This window comes from Pseudomonas alvandae (assembly GCF_019141525.1).
In the GTDB taxonomy this organism is placed as follows: Bacteria; Pseudomonadota; Gammaproteobacteria; order Pseudomonadales; family Pseudomonadaceae; genus Aquipseudomonas; species Aquipseudomonas alvandae.
In genome coordinates, this window is the sequence record NZ_CP077080.1 from 323822 (window position 1) to 343986 (window position 20165).

General features: G+C 60.3%; 16 protein-coding genes. 11 read left to right on the forward strand and 5 right to left on the reverse strand.

Going from position 1 to position 20165, the window contains the following annotated elements; translation table 11 throughout:
• Window positions 1-178: 178 nt before the first annotated feature.
• Complete coding sequence (locus tag KSS97_RS01455; protein ID WP_030139153.1) at window positions 179-1237, reverse strand: PA0069 family radical SAM protein; 1059 nt, start codon at window positions 1235-1237, stop codon at window positions 179-181.
• Window positions 1238-1418: 181 nt separating this feature from the next.
• Here KSS97_RS01455 and KSS97_RS01460 point away from each other — a divergent pair, with 181 nt between their 5' ends.
• Entirely contained in the window at window positions 1419-2099 is a 681-nt protein-coding gene (locus KSS97_RS01460) for a phosphatase domain-containing protein (protein WP_030139154.1), read from the forward strand.
• Here the strand turns inward: KSS97_RS01460 and KSS97_RS01465 are convergent.
• The 3 genes from KSS97_RS01465 to prlC form a co-directional block, all read right to left on the reverse strand.
• Window positions 2075-4090, reverse strand: coding sequence for a M3 family metallopeptidase (locus KSS97_RS01465; protein WP_217860816.1), 2016 nt, complete (start codon window positions 4088-4090; stop codon window positions 2075-2077). The two genes, KSS97_RS01460 and KSS97_RS01465, sit on opposite strands and share 25 nt — an antisense overlap.
• Before the next feature lie 118 nt (window positions 4091-4208).
• On the reverse strand, window positions 4209-4487 hold the full coding sequence (locus KSS97_RS01470) for a YheV family putative zinc ribbon protein (protein WP_018600854.1): 279 nt from the start codon (window positions 4485-4487) through the stop codon (window positions 4209-4211).
• A complete protein-coding gene (gene prlC / locus KSS97_RS01475; protein WP_225936081.1) occupies window positions 4484-6535 on the reverse strand; it encodes an oligopeptidase A in 2052 nt (683 codons plus the stop codon). The genes KSS97_RS01470 and prlC overlap by 4 nt, the downstream gene beginning before the upstream one ends.
• A 99-nt stretch (window positions 6536-6634) precedes the next feature.
• Here prlC and KSS97_RS01480 point away from each other — a divergent pair, with 99 nt between their 5' ends.
• Both KSS97_RS01480 and KSS97_RS01485 read left to right on the forward strand, forming a co-directional pair.
• Entirely contained in the window at window positions 6635-7180 is a 546-nt protein-coding gene (locus KSS97_RS01480; RefSeq protein ID WP_217860818.1) for a gamma carbonic anhydrase family protein, read from the forward strand.
• 201 nt (window positions 7181-7381) lie between these two features.
• Entirely contained in the window at window positions 7382-8032 is a 651-nt protein-coding gene (locus KSS97_RS01485; RefSeq protein WP_217860820.1) for an HAD family hydrolase, read from the forward strand.
• A gap of 185 nt (window positions 8033-8217) precedes the next feature.
• Here KSS97_RS01485 and KSS97_RS01490 read toward each other — a convergent pair whose 3' ends face one another.
• Complete coding sequence (locus tag KSS97_RS01490; protein WP_030139159.1) at window positions 8218-8580, reverse strand: DUF6124 family protein; 363 nt, start codon at window positions 8578-8580, stop codon at window positions 8218-8220.
• Between the two features lie 656 nt (window positions 8581-9236).
• On the opposite strand from KSS97_RS01490, the gene tssA reads away from it, so the two are divergent.
• From tssA to KSS97_RS01530, 8 genes are read left to right on the forward strand one after another with little or no spacing between them, the layout of a single operon-like run.
• Entirely contained in the window at window positions 9237-10811 is a 1575-nt protein-coding gene (tssA, locus tag KSS97_RS01495) for a type VI secretion system protein TssA (protein WP_217860827.1), read from the forward strand.
• 12 nt (window positions 10812-10823) lie between these two features.
• Entirely contained in the window at window positions 10824-11327 is a 504-nt protein-coding gene (gene tssB / locus KSS97_RS01500) for a type VI secretion system contractile sheath small subunit (protein ID WP_217860836.1), read from the forward strand.
• A 24-nt stretch (window positions 11328-11351) separates the two neighbouring features.
• Window positions 11352-12827 carry a type VI secretion system contractile sheath large subunit gene (tssC, locus tag KSS97_RS01505; RefSeq protein ID WP_030139162.1) on the forward strand — a complete coding sequence of 492 codons (1476 nt, stop codon included), beginning with the start codon at window positions 11352-11354 and terminating at the stop codon, window positions 12825-12827.
• A gap of 14 nt (window positions 12828-12841) precedes the next feature.
• Window positions 12842-13255: a type VI secretion system baseplate subunit TssE gene (gene tssE, locus KSS97_RS01510; RefSeq protein WP_217860838.1), complete on the forward strand. Its 414-nt coding sequence runs from the start codon at window positions 12842-12844 to the stop codon at window positions 13253-13255.
• A gap of 3 nt (window positions 13256-13258) precedes the next feature.
• Window positions 13259-15046, forward strand: a complete 1788-nt coding sequence (tssF, locus tag KSS97_RS01515) for a type VI secretion system baseplate subunit TssF (RefSeq protein WP_217860840.1) — start codon at window positions 13259-13261, stop codon at window positions 15044-15046.
• On the forward strand, window positions 15010-16029 hold the full coding sequence (gene tssG / locus KSS97_RS01520) for a type VI secretion system baseplate subunit TssG (RefSeq protein WP_217860842.1): 1020 nt from the start codon (window positions 15010-15012) through the stop codon (window positions 16027-16029). The genes tssF and tssG overlap by 37 nt, the downstream gene beginning before the upstream one ends.
• Window positions 16026-18611 (forward strand): type VI secretion system ATPase TssH, encoded by a 2586-nt coding sequence (gene tssH / locus KSS97_RS01525; protein WP_217860844.1) that lies wholly within the window; start codon window positions 16026-16028, stop codon window positions 18609-18611. Before tssG ends, tssH begins: the two co-directional genes overlap by 4 nt.
• Window positions 18611-20134: a sigma-54-dependent Fis family transcriptional regulator gene (locus KSS97_RS01530; RefSeq protein ID WP_438269619.1), complete on the forward strand. Its 1524-nt coding sequence runs from the start codon at window positions 18611-18613 to the stop codon at window positions 20132-20134. The genes tssH and KSS97_RS01530 overlap by 1 nt, the downstream gene beginning before the upstream one ends.
• Window positions 20135-20165 lie beyond the last annotated feature (31 nt).

Below are 20165 nucleotides of genomic sequence, written 5' to 3' on the forward strand. Positions count from 1 at the left end.
TTAAAAAACATCCAGGCCGAAGTGCTCGACCCGTCAGTCACTCGATGAACAAGGTAGCGGCCGAAACTTAACTCAAACTGAAATCGAAGGCTCTAGGACGCGTCCTACGAGGCGTAAACAAAGCGCCATGGACGTTTGCGCCTCGCAATGTTCAAGCTCAATTTAAAGCGAACTGTATTTAAATCAACGACATCTGCCGCCCCGGCGGACAGAAGGCTTCGCAATCGAGGTCGTAACCGTCGCGTCGTTCCATCCCCAGACGTTTAATCGCCTTGGCGAAGCGCTGGGCCAGCAAGTCCGCAAAAGGGCCTTCGCCGCGCATTCGCACGCCAAACCGGCTGTCATAAAGTTCGCCACCGCGACTCTGGCGCACCAGGCTCAACACATGGGCGGCGCGCTGCGGGTAGTGCGCCTGCAACCATTCTTCGAACAGCGGCGCCACTTCGAGGGGCAGGCGCAGCATCACATAGGCGGCATTCTGCGCCCCGGCGGCATGGGCTTCGGCCAGCAGGCTTTCGATTTCGCTGTCGTTGATCATCGGGATCATCGGCGCGCACAGCACGCCCACCTTGATGCCTGCCTCGCGCATCACTTTTATGGCCCGCAACCGCGCCTTCGGTGCCGCCGCGCGGGGTTCGAGGATGCGCTTGAGCTCATCGTCCAGCGTGGTCAGGCTGATCATCACGTGCACCAGGCGTTGTTGCGCCAATTCGGCCAGCAGGTCCAGGTCGCGCAGGATCAGCGAGCCCTTGGTAACGATCGTGACGGGGTGTCGATAGCGCAGCAGCACCTCGAGGATCCGGCGGGTGATGCGTTGCTCGCGCTCGATGGGCTGATAGGGATCGGTGTTGGAACCCAGCGCGATCGGCGCGCATTGATAGCCGCGCCGGGACAATTGTTCTTCCAGCACATCGGCGGCATTGGTCTTGGCGATCAACTTGGTTTCGAAATCCAGCCCCGGCGACATGTCCCAATAGGCATGGCTGGGCCGCGCATAGCAGTAGATGCAACCGTGTTCGCAGCCTCGGTAGGGGTTGATCGAGCGGTCGAACGGGATGTCCGTGGAGGTGTTGCGGGTGATGATGGTCTTGGCCGTTTCGATGCGCACTTCGGTGCCCTGGGTCGGCGGGACTTCCTGGTACCAGCCGTCGTCCTCGGCCACCGAGCGGCTCGGGGCGAAGCGGTTGTGCGGGTTGGTCGCGGTGCCGCGCCCGCGCGGTGGAAGGGTGGCGGACATGGGGATACTCCGATGGCTGTATGCGCATACAGTATTCGCTGCATTCGATTAAGGCCAGTGCCATTCGGCAGCCAATAACCCGACGAACCTTCACAAGCCTTTGACGTTCCGCTCACAGGCTTTTAACCGGAACGAGCCGACACTGAGCAACTCGTACTCCCTCGTCTTCGGTCGCCCGTGCATGCTCAAGCTCTGTTTCCGTTCACTCCTCTGCCTGGCCTTGTCCGTCGGGCTGGCCGAGGCGTCCGCCCAAGCGGCCGATTCCACCGAGGCACGGCCCGCTGAATGGGCCCAGCCAGTGGAAAAGGACTACAACCTCTATCAGATGTCACCGACGCTCTACCGCAGCTCGCTGCCGGACGGCGGGGCGCTGCCCTTGCTCAGCAAGCTCAGGATCGGCACGGTCATCACCTTCCTGCCGGAGTCGGATAAGCGCTGGCTGTCCACGCCCGCCATCCAGCAAGTGAAGTTGCCCTACCGCACCAATCACGTCGATGACAGCGATATTCTCAGGGCCTTGCGTGCCATCCAGGCGGCCGAGGCCAAGGGCCCGGTGCTGATGCACTGCAAGCACGGCTCGGACCGCACCGGCCTGGTGGCCGCCATGTACCGGGTGGTTGTGCAAGGCTGGAGCAAAGAAGACGCCCTGGACGAAATGACCGAAGGTGGCTTCGGCGACAGCCATCACTTCAAGGACGGCGTGCGCTACATGATGCAGGCCGATGTCGACAAACTCCGCGTGGCGTTGGCGAACGGCGATTGCAGCACCAGCGTCTTTGCGTTGTGCTCGTTGAAAAGCTGGGTCAACTCAACGACCACCGCGCATCACCTCGACCCTCAAGTGCTGACGCCCGCTCGGTAGTCGGTCGCTTGCATGAACGCGGCGATGGATTCGGACAACGGCCGTGAATCCCCCGCCGCGTATATGGCTTCGCGCAGCGCCCGGCCTGTATGCCTATCGAACAACCCATTGCGCTCGAATCGCTCGAATACACGCCCGGCCAGGGTTTGCGACCAGAGGTAAGTATAGAGTCCGGCGCCATAACCTGTGACGAGGTAATCCAGCCCGTTGGGCCAACGTTCCTCGGGGGAAACGGGCAGATGCCCGACTTGCGCATTGACCTCATCGAATACTTTCTGGGCTGTGCGCCCGTCGCCATGGCTGCGGTGCAGCTCCATGTCGAATAACGCGTCTCGCAGCAACCGGGCAGCTTCCCAACTGGTTTGTCTGTTGAGATAGACCAACAACTGATCGGCGACGTCTTCCGGCAGGGGAGCGCCGGTCTCGTGATGCCTGGCTATACGGAGCAGGCATTGTCTGGAGAAGCACCAGCGCTCCAGCAGTTCGCCGGCAAACTCGGCAGCGTCCCGGGAAAGCTCGGAGATACCCGAGATGTCGCGATAGTCCGCCCGACTCAACACGTGCTGCAAGCAATGGCCGAACTCATGGAACAGGGTCCGCAGGTGCTGATGATCCAGTAACGTCGGCCTCGAACCGGAACCGCGTGGCAACCAGGCATGCAACGCCGCGACGGGGTAGCGCGGCCTGCCCTCTGCGGTGATGCGCCGGTTCCGCAGAGTGGAGGTGTGGGGGTAACCGTTGAGCCTGCCGTCTTCAAACGGATCGAAATAAATATAACCAAGGGTGTCGTCCCGCTCGCGAACTTCGAATAGACGCACCTTTGCGTGCCAGGCAGGTAGGTCCTTGCGCTCGATGAAGTCAATGCCGAATAGGTCGCGCGCGATCAGCAACAATTGCGAAAAGGAGGATTCCAGTTCAAACCAGGCGCTAGCCGTTTGTTCTGAAACGCCGGTCGTTTGGCGGCGAAGTTTTTCCGCCAGGTACTGATAATCCCAGGGCCGGAGTTCGCCGAAGCCTTCCTGCGCCGCGAAGGCCTTCAGTTGCTCAGCGTCCTGCTTGAAGACGCTTTGTTGTTGCCCCAGCTTCTCCATCAGGAACGCGGTGACCTGCTCTGGCGACTGCGCTTGCTCCGGCTCGATGGCCAGTTCGGCGTAATTCGAATAACCCAGCAGGATGGCGAGTTGATGACGGTCACTGAGCAACTGCCGCAGCACCTCGTTATTGTCGAATATGCCTGCATTGGGCCCTCGATCCGACGCCCGAGCGCTATAGGCGACATAGACCTGTTCGCGCAGGAGCCGGTTGTCGGCATAGCGAGTCACAATGCGAAACGATTCGTCTGTAAGCTTCAACAACCACCCCGCACGGCCTGCCTCACGTGCCTGGTCGGCCGTTTGCTGTATGAAATACGCCGGCAAGCCCGACAAGCGGGCCTCATCGTCGAACGTTTGGCTCCAGGCTTTGTTGGCTTCTTCCAAGTGCTCCAAAAACAGCATTTCGGCACCACGGATACGCAGCTTCAGGTCCCTCAACGCTTCTTGGGAGGCGGATGCCGTTGAGTTCTGGCGAAACCGGCGGAGGATCTTGCCCAGCGTCCTTTTTCTCGCCGGTGAGAAATGCGCGGCAATCTGGCTATCAGCCAAGCGTTGATAAAGCTGGAACAGCTCGGGGTCCTGCCTCAGCGAGCGGCGATAGTCATTCAGTCGCTCACGGCAATCGACTGAGACCTGCTTCCAAGCGTTTCCAGCCCTGGCGCAAACCAAGCGCTCCAACACGTAGCCGAAACCCTTCAGCCGCGCATGGATTTCATCCATGGCCAGCACCAGGTCGTCCCAGGTAGGAAAGGGCGTCTGAGTCTTGATGGTTTCGGCGACTTTGGCGCGGCTTTCGACAAGGATCTGGTCGAGGGCGGGGGCGAAGTGTTCGGCTTGAATGTCTGAAAATGGCGGCAGGTCGTAGGCCTGCAGCAGGGGGTTATCAGGGTGGCGCATGGATGGAGACTTCCTGTCAGTGGACGTGTCACGACAGTCTGGGCAGGAAGGCGAATGGCGCTGCGGTACATATTTATCGCTTCCGGGCCGGGCGGCCCGGAAGGTGATGCCGAAGATGTCAGTCGGTTTTTTTCTTCAACTTGGGGTTAGGGAAAAATTGCACCGCCTGGACTTTCGCGTCCGGCGCCTTGAGCGCCGAGGTGTTGACCCGGGTGCCCAACTCCTTGGGCACCGACAGGCCTTGCTCGTTGAGCGTGTCGGAATAACCGCAGGCCACGCATTCGCGGTGCGGCACGCCGTCTTCGTTCCACATCATCAACTTGTCCGGCTCACTGCACGCCGGGCAGACCGCCCCGGCGATGAAGCGTCGTTTGGTAATCACAGGCCCCTCGCTCATGCTGCCGCGTCCTCGCTCAGGCCGCTATGGCGCAAGAGTGCGTCAATCGACGGCTCGCGGCCACGGAAGTCGACGAACAGCACCATCGGTTCCTGGGAACCTCCGCGAGCCAGGATCGCCTCACGGAAGGCGCGACCGGTGTCGGCGTTGAGCACACCGTCCTCTTCGAACTTCGAGAACGCATCGGCCGAGAGCACTTCCGCCCACTTATAGCTGTAGTAACCCGCTGCGTAGCCGCCGGCAAAGATGTGGGCAAAACTGTTCGGGAAGCGGTTGTAGGCCGGCGGACGCATCACCGACACCTCGTCGCGCACGCCTTCGAGCACTTCCAATACGCTGCGGCCGTCACCGTGGGTGGCGTGCAGCTCGAAGTCGAATAGCGAGAACTCCAACTGGCGGACCATCATCAGGCCGGACTGGAAATTCTTCGCCGCGAGCATTTTTTCCAGCAGGTCCTGGGGCAGCGGCTCGCCGGTTTCGTAGTGACCGGAAATCAGCGCCAGGCCTTCAGGCTCCCAGCACCAGTTTTCCATGAACTGGCTCGGCAGCTCGACGGCGTCCCAGGCCACGCCGTTGATGCCGGACACGCCGGCATGTTCGACGCGGGTCAGCAGGTGATGCAGGCCATGGCCGAATTCGTGGAACAGCGTGGTGACTTCGTCATGGGTCAGCAGCGCTGGCTTGCCGCTGTCGGCTGGAGTGAAGTTGCACACCAGGTTGGCAACCGGGCTTTGCAGTTCGCCGTCGAAGGTGCGACGACGATCACGGGCGCCGTCCATCCAGGCGCCGCCACGCTTGTTGGCGCGGGCATAGAGGTCGAAGAAGAAGCGGCCGACGTGCTGGCCGTTTTCCTTGATCTCGAACAGGCGCACGTCCGGGTGCCAACTATCGAAACCTTTCAGCTCAGCGATCTCGATGCCGTACAGACGTTGCACGATGGTGAACAGGCCGCCCAGCACCTTATCGATCGGGAAGTACGCGCGCAGGGCTTCCTGGGCGACGCTGTAACGTTGCTGGCGGAGTTTTTCGCCATAGAAACCGCTGTCCCAGCTTTGCAGGTCGGGGCAGCCTTGTTCGGCGGCGAACGCCTTCAGTTGTTCCAGGTCCTGGGCGGCGAAGGGTTTGCTGCGCTTGGCCAGGTCACGCAGGAAACTGAGCACCTGATCGCTGGATTCGGCCATCTTGGTCGCCAGGCTCAACTCAGCGAAATTGGCGAAGCCCAGCAGGTGAGCCAGCTCCTGGCGCAGGTCGAGGATCTGCTCCATCACCGGGCCGTTGTCGTTCTGGCCAGCGTTCGGGCCCTGGTCCGAGGCGCGGGTGCAGTAGGCCGCGTAGACTTCTTCGCGCAGGGCGCGGTCTTCGGCGTAGGTCATCACCGCGTAGTAGCTAGGGAATTCCAGGTTGATCAGCCAGCCATCCAGCCCTTTGGCCTGGGCGGCGGCAGCCATTTGCGCCTTGGCCGAGTCGGTCAGGCCGGCGAGGGCGGCCTCGTCGGTGACGTGCTTGGTCCAGGCCTGGGTCGCGTCGAGCAATTGGTTGGAAAAGCGGCTGCCCAGCTCGGACAACTTGCTTTGCACCTCGGCGTAGCGCTTCTGCTGCTCGGGCGGCAGGTCGATGCCCGACAGGCGGAAATCGCGCAGGGAGTGTTCGAGAATGGTTTTCTGCGCCACATCGAAACCGGCCGCCTCGGGGCTGTTCGCCAGGGCTTCGAAGGCCTGGAACAACTCGCGGTTCTGGCCCAGTTCGGTGGAATAGGCACTCAGCGCCGGCAGGCACGCCTCATAGGCTTCGCGCAGTTCCGGGCTGTTGCGCACGGCGTTCAAGTGGCTCACCGGGCTCCAGGCCGCACCGAGGCGATCGTTGAGCTCGTCCATCGCCAGCACCAGGCCGGCCCAGGTAGGCTGCTTGACTTGAGTCTTGAGGATTTCGGCGATGGCGGCACGGTTGTCAGCCAGGATCTGCTCGATGGCCGGTTGCACGTGCTCGGCACGGATCGCCGAGAATGGCGGCAGGTCGTAGGGCTGCAAAAGAGGGTTGTTCACGCTCACGGTTGACACCTTCGCTGGAAGAAACATGGGCCCATCTTAATTACAATCGACCTTCACCGCAGCTAGCAGCGCCTATCACCCGATAAGAGAGAGCCTATCGTGACCCTTCGCACGTACCAGAACCACAGCCCCAAGCTTGCCCGTGGGGCTTTTGTCGACAGCACTGCGGTGGTGATCGGCGACGTCGAAATCGGCGAAGACAGCTCCGTCTGGCCGCTGACGGTCATTCGCGGCGACATGCACCGCATCTGCATCGGCGCGCGCACCAGCATCCAGGACGGCTGCGTGCTGCACATCACCCACGCCGGCCCGTTCAACCCCGACGGCTTCCCGCTTTTGATTGGCGATGACGTGACCGTCGCCCACAAAGTCATGCTCCATGGCTGCGCCGTCGGCAGCCGGATTCTGATCGGCATGGGCAGCATCGTCATGGACGGCGCGGTGGTCGAAGACGACGTCATCATCGGCGCCGGCAGCCTCGTGCCGCCGGGCAAGCGCCTGGAGAGCGGCTTCCTCTACGTGGGCAGCCCGGTGAAACAGGCCCGCCCGCTGACCGACAAGGAGCGGGCGTTCTTCACCTACAGCGCGGCGAACTACGTAAAGCTCAAGGACCTGCACCTCGCCGAAGGCTACGACCAACCCTGAAGCGCCGAGTGAACCATTGTGGCGAGGGGATTTATCCCCGCTGGGCTGCGCAGCAGCCCCCCAAAAAAACTGAATGTGACAAACCAGGCACACTGCGGTGGCAGGTTTCGGGGCTGCTGCGCAGCCCAGCGGGGATAAATCCCCTCGCCACAGTTTCATTCATGCCTGTTGAGTGAACTGCACGATCACCTAGGACCCACCATGCACTACCAAACCGTACTCTTCGACCTCGACGGCACCCTCACCGACCCACGGGAAGGCATCACCCGTTCGATCCAATTCGCCCTCAGCAAACTGGGCATCGACGAACCCGATCTCACCCGCCTCGAACACTTCATTGGCCCGCCGCTGTTGCAAGCCTTCATGCAGTTCTATGACTTCGACGAAGCAAAAGCCTGGGAAGCGGTGAACTTCTATCGCGAACGCTTCAAAGTCACCGGCCTCTACGAAAACCGCGTATTCGACGGCGTCATGCCCCTGCTGGAAACCCTCGGCGGCCAAGGCCGGCAGCTGTACATCGCCACCTCCAAACCGTGGGTCTTCGCCCGGGAAATCGCCCGCCACTTTGACTTCGCCCGGCACTTCAAAGTGATCTACGGCAGCGAACTGGACGGCACCCGCACCAACAAAGTCGAGCTCATCGCCCACCTCCTGGCCGAAGAAAGCCTCGACCCGGCCAACACCCTGATGATCGGCGACCGCAAACACGACCTGATCGGCGCCCGCAGCAACGGCCTCGACGCCGCAGCGGTGGGGTATGGGTTCGGCAGTTTCGAAGAACTGAACGCAGAAAACCCGGCGCACCACTTCCAGACACTGGAAGAGCTGCACCGGGCGTTCCTGCGGGGCTGAAAAACTAAAGCCAAGCGAAAAGTGGCGAGGGGATTTAGCGAAACGTCGCACCGCCCCGCTGGGCTGCGCAGCAGCCCTAAAACAGTGGACTCAATTTTGCTGGTACACCGAGTTGCCTGGTTTGGGGCCGCTTCGCAGCCCAGCGGGGATAAATCCCCTCGCCACAGTGGCTTGCGGTGTAGCGGCTATCGGGGATCGACGTTATCCAACGCCCGATTCGCCAGCAACGACCCCAGCTCGATCAACTGCTGGATCCCAAGCAGCACGTGGCGGTTGGAGCCTTCCATATCGAAAGCCAGTTCACTGACCATCGCATCGGCTGACGCCAGGGTTTCGCTGAGGTTGGCCAGCAGGCATTCGTTGTCGAGGTCTTTTACGACGGTGAATAACTGGCCGGGCTTGATGGTTTCTTTTGGTTTTGCTGGTTTGGGCTTTAGATAAAAGTCCAATGCGCGGGTAGCGGCTTCTTCGAGTTTTTTGGCGTTGAGGCCGTCCAGATAAGGAGAGTTGGGATCTGCTTCTGGAGGGTTTGGCGTTATTTTGAACATTTGTTGAGAGCTCCTTGAGTTAAGCCGCAACTCTTCCCTACTAAAAGAAGGGTGGCGGCTGTACGCAGGTTAGTAGACCGGGGAGCTCAGCATTGCCGGCGCGCCGAAGCGCCCTGCGTACAGCCACCATCAAGGACAGGATAGACCCGCCTGAATGGAGACTCATACATCTTACCGAGAACCTCGGGCTACTAAACCCGACCACTGATGGGCAGTGGCAGGCAAACGATAGAGCCCGGGGGCAAGGCGCACAAGCCGGCGGATTCTGGCGTAGTTGTAGGTAACGGCGCAAGGATACGTAGCCCGACGGAGTCATAGCGCTCAGCAATTAAACAGTGTCGAAAAACGCTTAAATAATTTTACCCATAACGTGGCTTGCCTTTGTTTTTAAACAATAGTAGCGGGCCGCTTCTTGGGAGAACTTAATAGCCCTCGTTGTTAATGGCATCCGTATTTACGGAAAAATCCTACATTTTTATCTTTCAAAACTGGGCATTCTTCGCGCCGATCAAAAGGCCGTCAGCGGCGAATACATCTCGCCCCTATGCTGCCATTTAATGTGCTGAAACTTCCTACAGGTTGCGCTGAAATTCATATCGCTGCCTGTCCATAAACTCTTCAAGCCGTCGCGCCTGAATAGTTATTAAAGGCTGTAAATGTCTTATCCCGAAAAACTGTCCGCGCATTACCTGGCACTTGCCAGCGCCCCCATTCCCAACGGGAATTTTTCGGGTGTGGACGTCCGTTTTTCAGATGAGTTCGAAGCCTTGGAGCGTGAGCTCGGCAAGGCCCAGTCGATGCATGGCAGCGGTCAAGTCGACTGGCTGAAAATCCAGGAACACAGTGAAGCCCTGCTGCGTACCCAATCGAAAGATCTGCGCGTGGCGATCTGGCTCACATGGGCGTTGTATCAACGAGAGTCTTTCCAGGGACTGCTCGCCGGCCTCGGCCTCCTGCGATACCTGTGTGACAACCATTGGCTGGTGCTTCACCCGGCCAAGGTCAAAACCCGCGCCGCCAGCTTCCATTGGCTGGTGACCCGCCTGGAAGGGGCGTTGAGCGATGACGTTGCGATAAAGAACCAGCTGGCCCTGTTCGAACGTTTGGCGGAGCAGCTCGAAGCCCTCGATGCCGCCTGCGTCGCTCACTTCGGCGATGACGCGCCTCTATTGCTGCCGCTGTGCCGGCGTCTCAAAAACCTGATTATGCGTGCCACCGACGTCCCGCCGCCCGGCGCTGTCGGGGCCATGGTCGCCCACGTCAAGCAAGCCGCCACCCAGTTGCTGGCCTCTGGCGCCCCGATTGAACATGAAAAGGACGCCCAGAAGGCGCTGCGGACCCTTCAGGAAAGTGCGCGTCCATTGTGCGCCTGGTGGCTCAGGCAAAAGGCGACCGACGCTCGCGCGCTGCGCCTCAACCGTACGCTGCTCTGGCTGGGCATCGACGCCGTGCCCGAGCATGACGCCGAGCAGATCACTCCATTGCGCAGGCTGCCTGCGGACAAGCTCAAGGCATATCAGGAAAGTCTCCAGCGGGGCCATTACGCCGATCTGCTGGTGGACATCGAGGCCAGCCTGGCGAAGGCGCCTTTCTGGTTCGACGGTCAAAGGCTCGCATGGGAATGCCTCCAAGGGCTGGGGGCCGACTCGGCCATGCGTGAGGTGGAGATTCATTTCGCCTTGTTCATCCAGCGTCTGCCGAGCGTCCTCGAGCTGCGCTGGCATGACGGCGAGCCGTTCGCGGATGCATCTACCCGGGCGTGGATCGCCGCCCAAGTCTTGCCTCGCCTGGACACATCGAGCGTTGCGCCCCGCGCGGAGGCCATCGACTCCTCGGCGCCTTGGGAGCGAGCTCTGGAAGAAGCCCAGCTCATCGTGGGCTCGGACGGCCTCAAGGCTGCCGTCCAGTTTTTCAAGCAGGAAATGCACACCATCGACGGCGAGCGCGCGCGTTTCCTTTGGCGGTTCGCGATGGCTCGCTTGTGCTTTTCGGCCAAGAAATACGAGCTCGCCAAAGTCCAGCTCGAGGCGCTTGACCAGACGCTGCAAGACACGACTTTGCATGCGTGGGAGCCCGATCTCGCATTGCAGGTATTGCACCTGTTGCATCGCTGCTGCGAGTTGTTGCCCCAGAACCACCTCGTGCGCGAGCGCAAGGATGAAACCTACCGCAGGTTGTGTCACCTCGACCTGGAGCGGGTCATTGAACAGGCCTGCGGGTCCCCATTGTAAGGAAGGAAAATCATGGCCAAAGAAGGCTCTATCGCGCCAAAGGAACGTATCAATGTCACTTTCAAGCCCGCTACAGGCGGTGCTCAGGAAGAGATTGAGCTGCCGCTCAAGTTGATGGCGATTGGTGACTACATCCATCGCAAGGACGAACGCAAGGTCGAAGACCGCAAGCCAATCAGCATCGACAAAATGACCTTCGATGAAGTGTTGGCCAAGCAGGAATTGAGTCTGGTCCTGAGTGTGCCAAACCGCCTCCTGGAAGAGAGCGACACCGAGGAGCTGGCCGTGCAACTGCGCTTGAGCACGATGAAGGATTTCAATCCGGCGAGCCTGGTGGAGCAAGTCCCCGAGCTCAAGAAGTTGATGGAACTGCGTGAAGCGCTGGTCGCGCTCAAGGGGCCTCTGGGCAACGCACCGGCGTTTCGCAAAGCCATCGAAAGCGTACTCGCCGATACCCAGTCCCGCGATCGCATATTGGATGAGCTGGGCCTGACTCTCTCAGCCCCGAGCGTTTGATCTCTAGCCAAGGAAAGCCGACACATGAATCCCAATGCAGCGCTGCAGCACAGCCAGGAAAATGGCGAGCACAGTATTCTTGAAAGCATCATCGCCCAAACGCGCCTGACGCCAGAGGACGATGCCTACGACATTGCCAAGCGCGGCGTGTCGGCGTTCATCGAAGAGCTTCTCAAGCCCCAGAACAGCGGTGAGCCGGTCAAGAAGGCCATGGTCGATCGCATGATCGCCCAGATCGACGCCAAGCTCAGTCGCCAGGTCGACGAGATCCTCCACCATGCCGACTTCCAGGCATTGGAGTCGGCGTGGCGTGGTTTGCAGTTGTTGGTGGACCGCACCGACTTTCGCGAGAACATCAAGATCGAGATGCTCAATGTCTCCAAGAGCGACTTGCTGGATGATTTCGAGGACTCGCCGGAGATCATGCAGTCGGGCCTGTACAAGCATATCTACACCGCTGAATACGGTCAGTTCGGTGGGCAACCGGTTGGCGCGATCGTCGCCAACTACTTTTTTTCGCCAAGCTCACCCGATGTGAAGCTGATGCAGTACGTGTCCAGCGTCGCCTGCATGTCCCACGCGCCGTTCGTTGCTGCGGCCGGCCCCGAATTCTTTGGCTTGGAAAGCTTCACCGGACTGCCGGACCTCAAGGACTTGAGGGATCATTTCGAAGGCCCGCAATTCGCCAAGTGGCAGAGCTTCCGTCAATCCGAAGACGCTCGCTACATCGGCCTGACCGTGCCGCGCTTCTTGTTGCGCAATCCCTATGACCCGCAGGAAAACCCGGTCAGGTCGTTCGTCTACAGGGAAACGGTCGCCAACAGCCATGAGCATTATTTGTGGGGCAACACGGCGTTCGCATTCGGCACAAGGCTCACCGACAGCTTTGCCAGGTTTCGCTGGTGCCCGAACATCGTCGGTCCGCAAAGCGGTGGCGCGGTTGACGATCTGCCGTTGCACCATTTTGAAAGCATGGGCGAAATCGAAACCAAGATCCCCACGGAAGTGCTGGTTTCCGACCGCCGCGAATACGAGCTGGCCGAAGAAGGCTTTATCTCGCTGACCATGCGCAAAGGCAGCGATAACGCCGCATTCTTTTCCGCCAGTTCCGTGCAAAAGCCGAAGTTCTTTGGCGCCAGTGCCGAAGGCAAGGCCGCCGAGTTGAACTACAAACTCGGCACACAGTTGCCATACATGATGATCGTCAATCGCCTGGCCCATTACCTGAAGGTGCTCCAGCGCGAGCAACTCGGCTCGTGGAAAGAACGCACCGACCTCGAACTCGAGCTGAACAAGTGGATCCGCCAGTACGTCGCCGACCAGGAAAACCCGAGCGCTGAAGTACGTGGTCGCAGGCCGTTGCGTGCGGCCCAGGTGTTGGTCACCGATGTGGAAGGTGAGCCGGGCTGGTATCGCGTGAGCTTGAATGTGCGCCCGCACTTCAAGTACATGGGGGCCGATTTCACCCTGTCGCTGGTTGGCAAGCTGGACAAGGCGTGAGCGGGACCTGACCGATGACTGGATATGGCAGCCTCTTCGAACGCTTGAATGGCGATTGCGACACTCGCGCAGGCATGAGCCGCGAGGCTTGTGCCGTGGCGTCGGTGGCTGCCCATTTGTCGAAGATGCTCAGCACTCGTGCGGGGAGTGTGCAGGTTGCGCCCGACTACGGATTGCCCGATCTCAACGACATGCGCCTGAGCTTGCACGATGTCCGTCACCAGGCCTGTCGCGCCATCCAGGCCTGCATCGAGGCCTACGAGCCACGCCTGAGCCATGTCCGTGTCACGACGGTGTCGACTCACGCTGATCCGCTTCGCCTGTCCTTGCGCATCGATGCGTTGCTGGACATGGAAGGGCTCAAGGGGCCGGTGAGCTTTTCCGCAGGTCTGGACGGCAGCGGCCAACTCACGGTCAACCAAGGATAGGTCATGTCGTTCAACCATTATTTCCAGAGTGAGCTGACTGCGCTTCGCCAGTCGGGCCGGCGTTTCGCCGAGCGCAACCCGGCCTTGGCACCTTACCTCGGCCAGGCCGGGCAGGACCCCGATGTGGAGCGACTGTTGGAGGGGGTAGCGTTCCTGACCGGTCGTCTTCGCCAGAAGCTCGATGATCAACTGCCGGAGTTGAGTCATTCACTGATGCAACTGCTATGGCCGAACTATATGCGGCCGTTGCCGGCGTTCAGCATTTTGCAGTTCGATCCGCTGCAATGGTCGGGGCCTGCATTGCGCGTGGAGCGTGACACGCCGGTCGAGAGCAAGCCGATCCAAGGGGTACGTTGTCGTTTTCGCACGTGTTACCCGACCGAGGTGTCGGCACTTGATCTGACAAGGGTCAGTCACTCAGTAAAAGGCAACGGTTCGGTGCTGGGCCTGCGCCTGCAGATGCATTGCGAGGGCAATCTGGGTGAGTTGCAGTTGGGCAGCCTGCGCCTGCACCTGGCCGGTGAGCGTTACATCAGCCAGACTCTTTATCTCAATCTGTTACGCAATCTTGAACATTTCGATGTGGTCCTTCTGGACGGCGACGGCCAGCCCGTCAGCGCCACGGACGGAGTGCCTGTGACATTCAGGATCCCCGCCACTCGGGTTCAGCCCGTGGGGTTTGCTGAAGAGCACGCACTGGTCCCGTATCCCCTGAATACCTTTCGCGGCTATCGCTACCTGCAAGAGTATTTCGCTTTCCAGGAGAAATTCCTGTTTGTCGACATCGACGGCTTGGACGTCATCAACGGGTTGCCGCAAGCGCTGCTGGAACAGGCGCGCGGGTTGGACCTTCGCTTCGATATTGGCAATACCGGTACCCAGCGGATACGGCCAACGCTGGATAACGTGAAGCTTTACTGCACGCCTGTCGTCAACTTGTTCAAGCACGATGCCCAGCCGATTCGCCTGGACGGCAAGCAGGAGGATTACCTGCTGTTGCCGGCCCAATATGCCCCCGAGCACTGCGGTGTGTTTTCGGTTGAAAGCGTCACCGGGTGGAGCCCGGGCGGGCTGGGGTACCAAGCCTACGTGCCGTTCGAATCATTCGAGCATGACGCCAGTTTCGATGTGCCCGGCAACCGCGCCTATTACAGCATTCGCCACCGCCCGTCGCTCCTTCATGGTGGTCTTGATACGTGCTTGAGTTTTGATGTGCGGCACAAACCGGGCCACGAAACCCTTTCGATCGAGCTGATGTGTACCAACCAGAACCTGCCCCGCCAGCTCAAGCCAGGCGACATCAACCAGCCGGGCGAAAAAAGCCCTGAGTCGCTCGGCTTCCGCAATATCGGCCCGGTCACCCAGAGCTTCGCGCCTCCCCTGGAGCGCGATTTCCTGTGGAAACTCATCAGCAACATGTCGCTCAACTACCTGTCGCTGGCGGACGTCAACGCGCTGAAGGTGATACTCGAAACCTACGATTTCCCCCGCTACTACGACGAGCATTCGGAGAAAGTCAGCAGGCGCCTGCTGGATGGCCTCAAGTCGATCAAGCATCAGCCTGTCGATCGGCTTCATCGCGGTCTGCCGGTCAGGGGGTTGTGCACAGAGCTGACGATCGACCCACAGGGATACATCGGCGAGGGCGACGTGTTTGTCTTTGCATCGGTTCTCAATGAGTTTTTCGCGCTTTATGCCAGCCTGAATTCGTATCACGAGTTGCGGGTAAACAGCACACAGGGAGAGGTGTACCGATGGACACCCCGCATGGGCCAGCAGCCGCTTCTATGAGCGCGCTGACACGAGGCATACGCGAATATTCATTGTTTCAGGCGGTGTTGCTGGTGATTGATCGGCTGCGCGAAGCCCATCCTCACCTGGATGACGAGGCACTGTATGAGCACTTGGAATTCCAGGCCAACCCGAGCCTGGGCTTCCCGGCCAGCGATATCGAATACGTCGAATTCTTTGAAGAGCATGGGCAACTGCGGGCGCGCCTGTGCCTGAATCTGATCGGCCTGGTGGGCTCAGGTTCGCCTTTGCCGGCGTTCTATGGTGAGCAGGTGTCGGGTGAGGGTGACGACAAACCGACTCGTCCGTTTCTCGACGTGTTCAATGATCGCCTCCAGCGCCTGATGTTGCCTATCTGGCGCAAGTACCGTTATCGGGCGAGTTTTCGCAATGGCGCCGAGGACCGGTTTTCCGAGCAGTTATTCGCCCTCGTCGGCCTCAGGGGCGAGGCCATTCGCAGGGATACCCAACTGAACTGGAAGCGCTTGCTGCCTTACCTGGGGCTGCTGAGCCTTCGTGCCCACTCGGCGGCCTTGATCGAAGCCGTGCTGCGTTACTACTTCAAGCACCCCGAATTGCACCTGGAGCAGTGCATCGAGCGGCGAGTGGACATCCTCGACGAGCAGCGCAACCGCTTGGGAAGGGCCAACAGCCTGCTTAGCGAAGAGCTGGTGCTGGGCGAGCGGATTCGTGATCGCAGCGGCAAATTCCGCATTCATGTCCTGGAACTGGATTGGCAACGCTTCCATGAGTTCCTGCCGATCGGTGTCGCTTACCAGCCGTTGTGCGCGTTGGTGCGATTCACCCTGCGCGACCCCCTTGAATACGACATCCGCCTGGTCTTGCGGCGGGACGAAATACGCGAATTGCGCATCGGCGAACGGAACACCTGCCGATTGGGATGGGCCAGTTGGCTGGGGCACGAGCGAGCCGCTGGCGTAGTGACCCTCAGCAGTAGAATTCATCAGGAACCAACGAAATGATCAACGTAGACCTTCAGCAACTCATTCAGGCGCTGGACGCGGATACCCGCCGCGACCTGGAGCGCTCGGCCGAGCGATGCGTGGATCGGGGCGCAAGCAAGGTCCTGGTGGAAGATCTGTTGCAGAGTTTGCTGGAGCGAGGACAAGGGCTGCTCGGGCGCGCGTTGCAGGATGCCGGGATAAGCGCGAGCGAGCTGGACGCAACCTTGCAACCGCGTGCGGAACACGGCGCTTCGCGTAACCCGGTCTTCGCGCCGGAGTTGATCCAATGGCTTCAGGATGCGCTGCTGTTGGCCAATCTCGAGCTGGGCCAGAGCAACGTCACTGAAGCTGCGCTGATCCTGGCGTTGTTGCGCAACCCAGGTCGGCATGCCGGTACTCATTACCAATCGTTGCTCGCTCGGTTGAACATCGACCGGCTGAAGGCGTTCGCCTTGTCACGGCAGGCTCAACAGGCGACTGGACACGCCATTGCTCAAGGCGATTCGCTTCTGCAGCGCTTCACTCACAACCTGACGCAGCAGGCCCGTGACGGCAAGCTGGATCCCGTGCTTTGCCGGGACGGCGAAATCCGCCAGATGATCGATATCCTGTCTCGCCGACGTAAAAACAATCCGATCGTCGTCGGTGAGGCAGGCGTGGGCAAGACAGCCATTGTCGAAGGACTGGCCCTGCGCATTGCCGCCGGGGCAGTACCGTCAGGGCTTGAGGGTGTAGAGGTCTTGTCGCTGGACATGGGCCTGCTGCAGGCCGGAGCCAGCATGAAAGGCGAATTTGAGCGGCGGCTCAATGGGGTAATCGAGGGCGTAAAGACATCGCCCAGCCCCATCATTCTGTTCATCGACGAAGCTCATACATTAATCGGCTCGGGTGGAAATGCTGGTGGTTCCGATGCGGCCAACCTGCTCAAGCCGGCCCTGGCCCGAGGCGAGCTGCGCACCATCGCGGCGACGACTTGGAGCGAATACAAAAAATATTTCGAGAAGGATCCAGCCCTTGCCCGTCGTTTCCAACCGGTGCAGTTGCACGAGCCGACCATCAGCGAGGCGGTGACCATCCTGCGGGGGCTGGCCGGGGTCTACGAGGCGAGCCACGGTATCTATCTGCGCGATGATGCGGTGGTCGCGGCGGCGCAGTTGTCAGCACGCTACCTGGCGGGGCGTCAGTTGCCGGACAAGGCGGTCGATGTGCTGGATACCGCGTGCGCCCGTGTGCGCATCAGCCTTGCTGCCGCGCCGCAACGCCTTGAGCGCCTGCGTGGCGAATTAGCCGAAGGTGAGCGCCAGCGGCAGGCGTTGTGTCGCGATGCAGAGGCCGGCTTGTCAATCGATGCCCAGGCATTGGAAGCGCTGCGGGTACGACTGAAGGCCATCGAAGAGGAATGCCAATGCCTGGAAGTCCAATGGACAGAGCAGAGCGTTCTGGCCGAACGTTTGTTATCGCTGCGCCGGCAACTGGCTGGGCTGCGGGAAAATCGGGCGGACAAGGGCCTGGAGATCGAAACGCTGGAAGCGGCGTTGCATGAAACCCACAACGCCTTGGTGGATGCACAGGCCGAAGAACGCCTGGTCAGTTTTGAGGTGTGCCCGCGCTTGGTGGCGGAAGTGATCAATGCGTGGACGGGTGTCCCGCTGTCGCAGCTGGCCTGCGAGCACAACGTGAAAATCGCCCGTTTCGCGGCAGATCTACGCAGCCGAATCAGGGGGCAGGAACCGGCGGTGCAGACGCTTGATCGAGCGATGCGCGCAGCCGCCTCAGGCTTGAACAAACCCGACGCCCCAGCGGGTGTGTTTTTGCTGGTAGGGCCGAGTGGGGTTGGCAAGACCGAAACGGCATTGGCCTTGGCCGAGTTGCTGTACGGCGGCGACCGGTTCATCACGACACTCAACATGGCCGAGTTTCAGGAAAAACACACGGTTTCGAGGCTCATCGGTGCGCCTCCAGGTTATGTCGGATTTGGCGAAGGCGGGATGCTCACCGAGGCTGTTCGACAAAAGCCTTACTCGGTGGTGTTGCTCGATGAGGTCGAAAAAGCCGATCCGGACGTGCTGAATCTGTTCTATCAGATATTCGACAAAGGCCTGGCCAACGATGGCGAAGGGCGGGAGATCGACTTTCGCAATACGCTGATTCTGATGACGTCGAACCTGGGCAGTGAGCGTATCAGCGCGTTGTGCCAAAACGGGGCAGCGCCGAGTGCCGAACAACTCGAAGAAGCGATTCGGCCGCTGCTCAGCAGGCATTTCAAACCGGCGTTACTGGCCCGTATGCGTGTGGTGCCATATTTCCCCGTCAGCGGCTCGGTGCTGCGCGAGCTGGTGGAAATAAAGCTGGGTCGTCTGGGCGAGCGGCTGCAGCGTCGCCAGTTGGGCTTCAGTTATTGCACGCAGCTTGTTGATTACCTTGTCCAGCGCTGCACCCACAGCGACAGCGGTGCGCGGCTCATCGATCAATTGCTCGAACTGCATCTGATGCCCGGGTTGTCCGACGGCTTGCTCGCGGCCATGGCCATCGGCGAACAACCACAGCAGGTACACGCCACGCTCGATGAACAAGCCCGCGTGACGTGTGAGTTCAAGTGATGGGGCCGTTGTTGAGTCATGTGCCTGAACCGCTGGCTTACGCCGAAGCGCTGCTGGGACAGTTTTCCAGCCTTTCGCAATCGGCGGACGATGCGACCTTGCTCGGCGATTTCATCAGGGGGACGGCGCGGCTCAGTGGCTGTGAGCTGGCGCAGTTATTTCTGGTGGATGCCGCGCACTGTCGCCTGGAACTGAGTACCGAATGCCTGGAAGACCGATTGCAGTTTCGTGACCCGGCCGGCTTGCCTGTCGATTACGACGGTGAGCAACTGTTGCAATTCGTCCTGCGCCAGAATCGCAGGGTATGCCTTGGTGCGTTGAGCGACAGCCTGCACGATACGCGTTTCCTGCCGGCCCGCGCTGCGCCGTGGCAATCGCTGCTCTGTGTGCCGCTAGCCACCGGGGACGGGATCAAGGGGGTATTGGTTTGCGCCAGCACCCAGCAGATCGAACTGCAGGGATTCGCTGATTCCCTGGGTTATCTGGGGGCGTTCGCGCTGAAGCAGATCCAGCTGTTGCAACACCAACGGCGTCCTGCCGCTGAAGGTCGGCCTGTGGCGATCAACCTGCCGAGCGCCAATGGTTTCGGCCTCATCGGCAAGAGCGCGGCAATGCGCCAGAGCTGTCAACTGATCAGCAAAGTCGTGAACAGCCCGTACACGGTCCTGTTGTATGGCGAGACGGGTACCGGCAAGGAAGTCGTGGCCCGGGCGATCCACGATTGCGGGCCGCGTCGCACGCAGGCGTTCATCGTCCAGAACTGCGCGGCGCTTCCCGAGCAACTGCTGGAAAGCGAATTGTTTGGTTATCGCAAGGGCGCGTTTACCGGCGCCGATCGTGACCGCATCGGCTTATTCGACGCGGCTGACAAGGGCACATTATTGCTCGATGAAATTGGCGACATGCCCTTGTCCCTCCAGGCCAAGCTGTTGCGCGTTTTGCAGGAGGGCGAGATTCGTCCGTTGGGGTCGAACCTCACCCACAAGATCGACGTGCGCATCATCGCCGCTACCCATCGCGACCTGAAACGGTTGATGAGCGAAGGCAAGTTCCGCGAGGACCTGTATTACCGCCTTGCTCAGTTTCCCATCCAATTGCCGCCGCTGCGTCAGCGTGGCCCCGACATCATCGAACTGGCTCGGCACTTCGCCGACAAGGCTTGTGCGCTTCTGCAGCGCGATCTTGTGCATTGGTCCGACGCTGCGCTGGCCCACCTGGCTGCCTATGACTTCCCCGGAAACGTACGCGAGCTCAAAGGCATCGTCGAAAGGGCGGTGCTGTTGTGCGAGGGCGACGAATTACGCGTAGAGCACTTTGCCCTGCACATTAAACACCGACCCGATGAAGGTCGCATAAGCCTGCGCGACCGGATGGAACACATCGAGCGCAGCCTGATGATTGATTGCCTGCGCAAGAATTCCGGTAACCAGACGCTGACGGCTCGCGAGCTCGGCTTGCCGCTGCGCACGCTGTTGTATCGGATGAGTCGGCTGAACATTCGCCGCAAGGACGCCGAAGTCTGACGCCGTGCTTCTAATCCCATTCACTTATTTC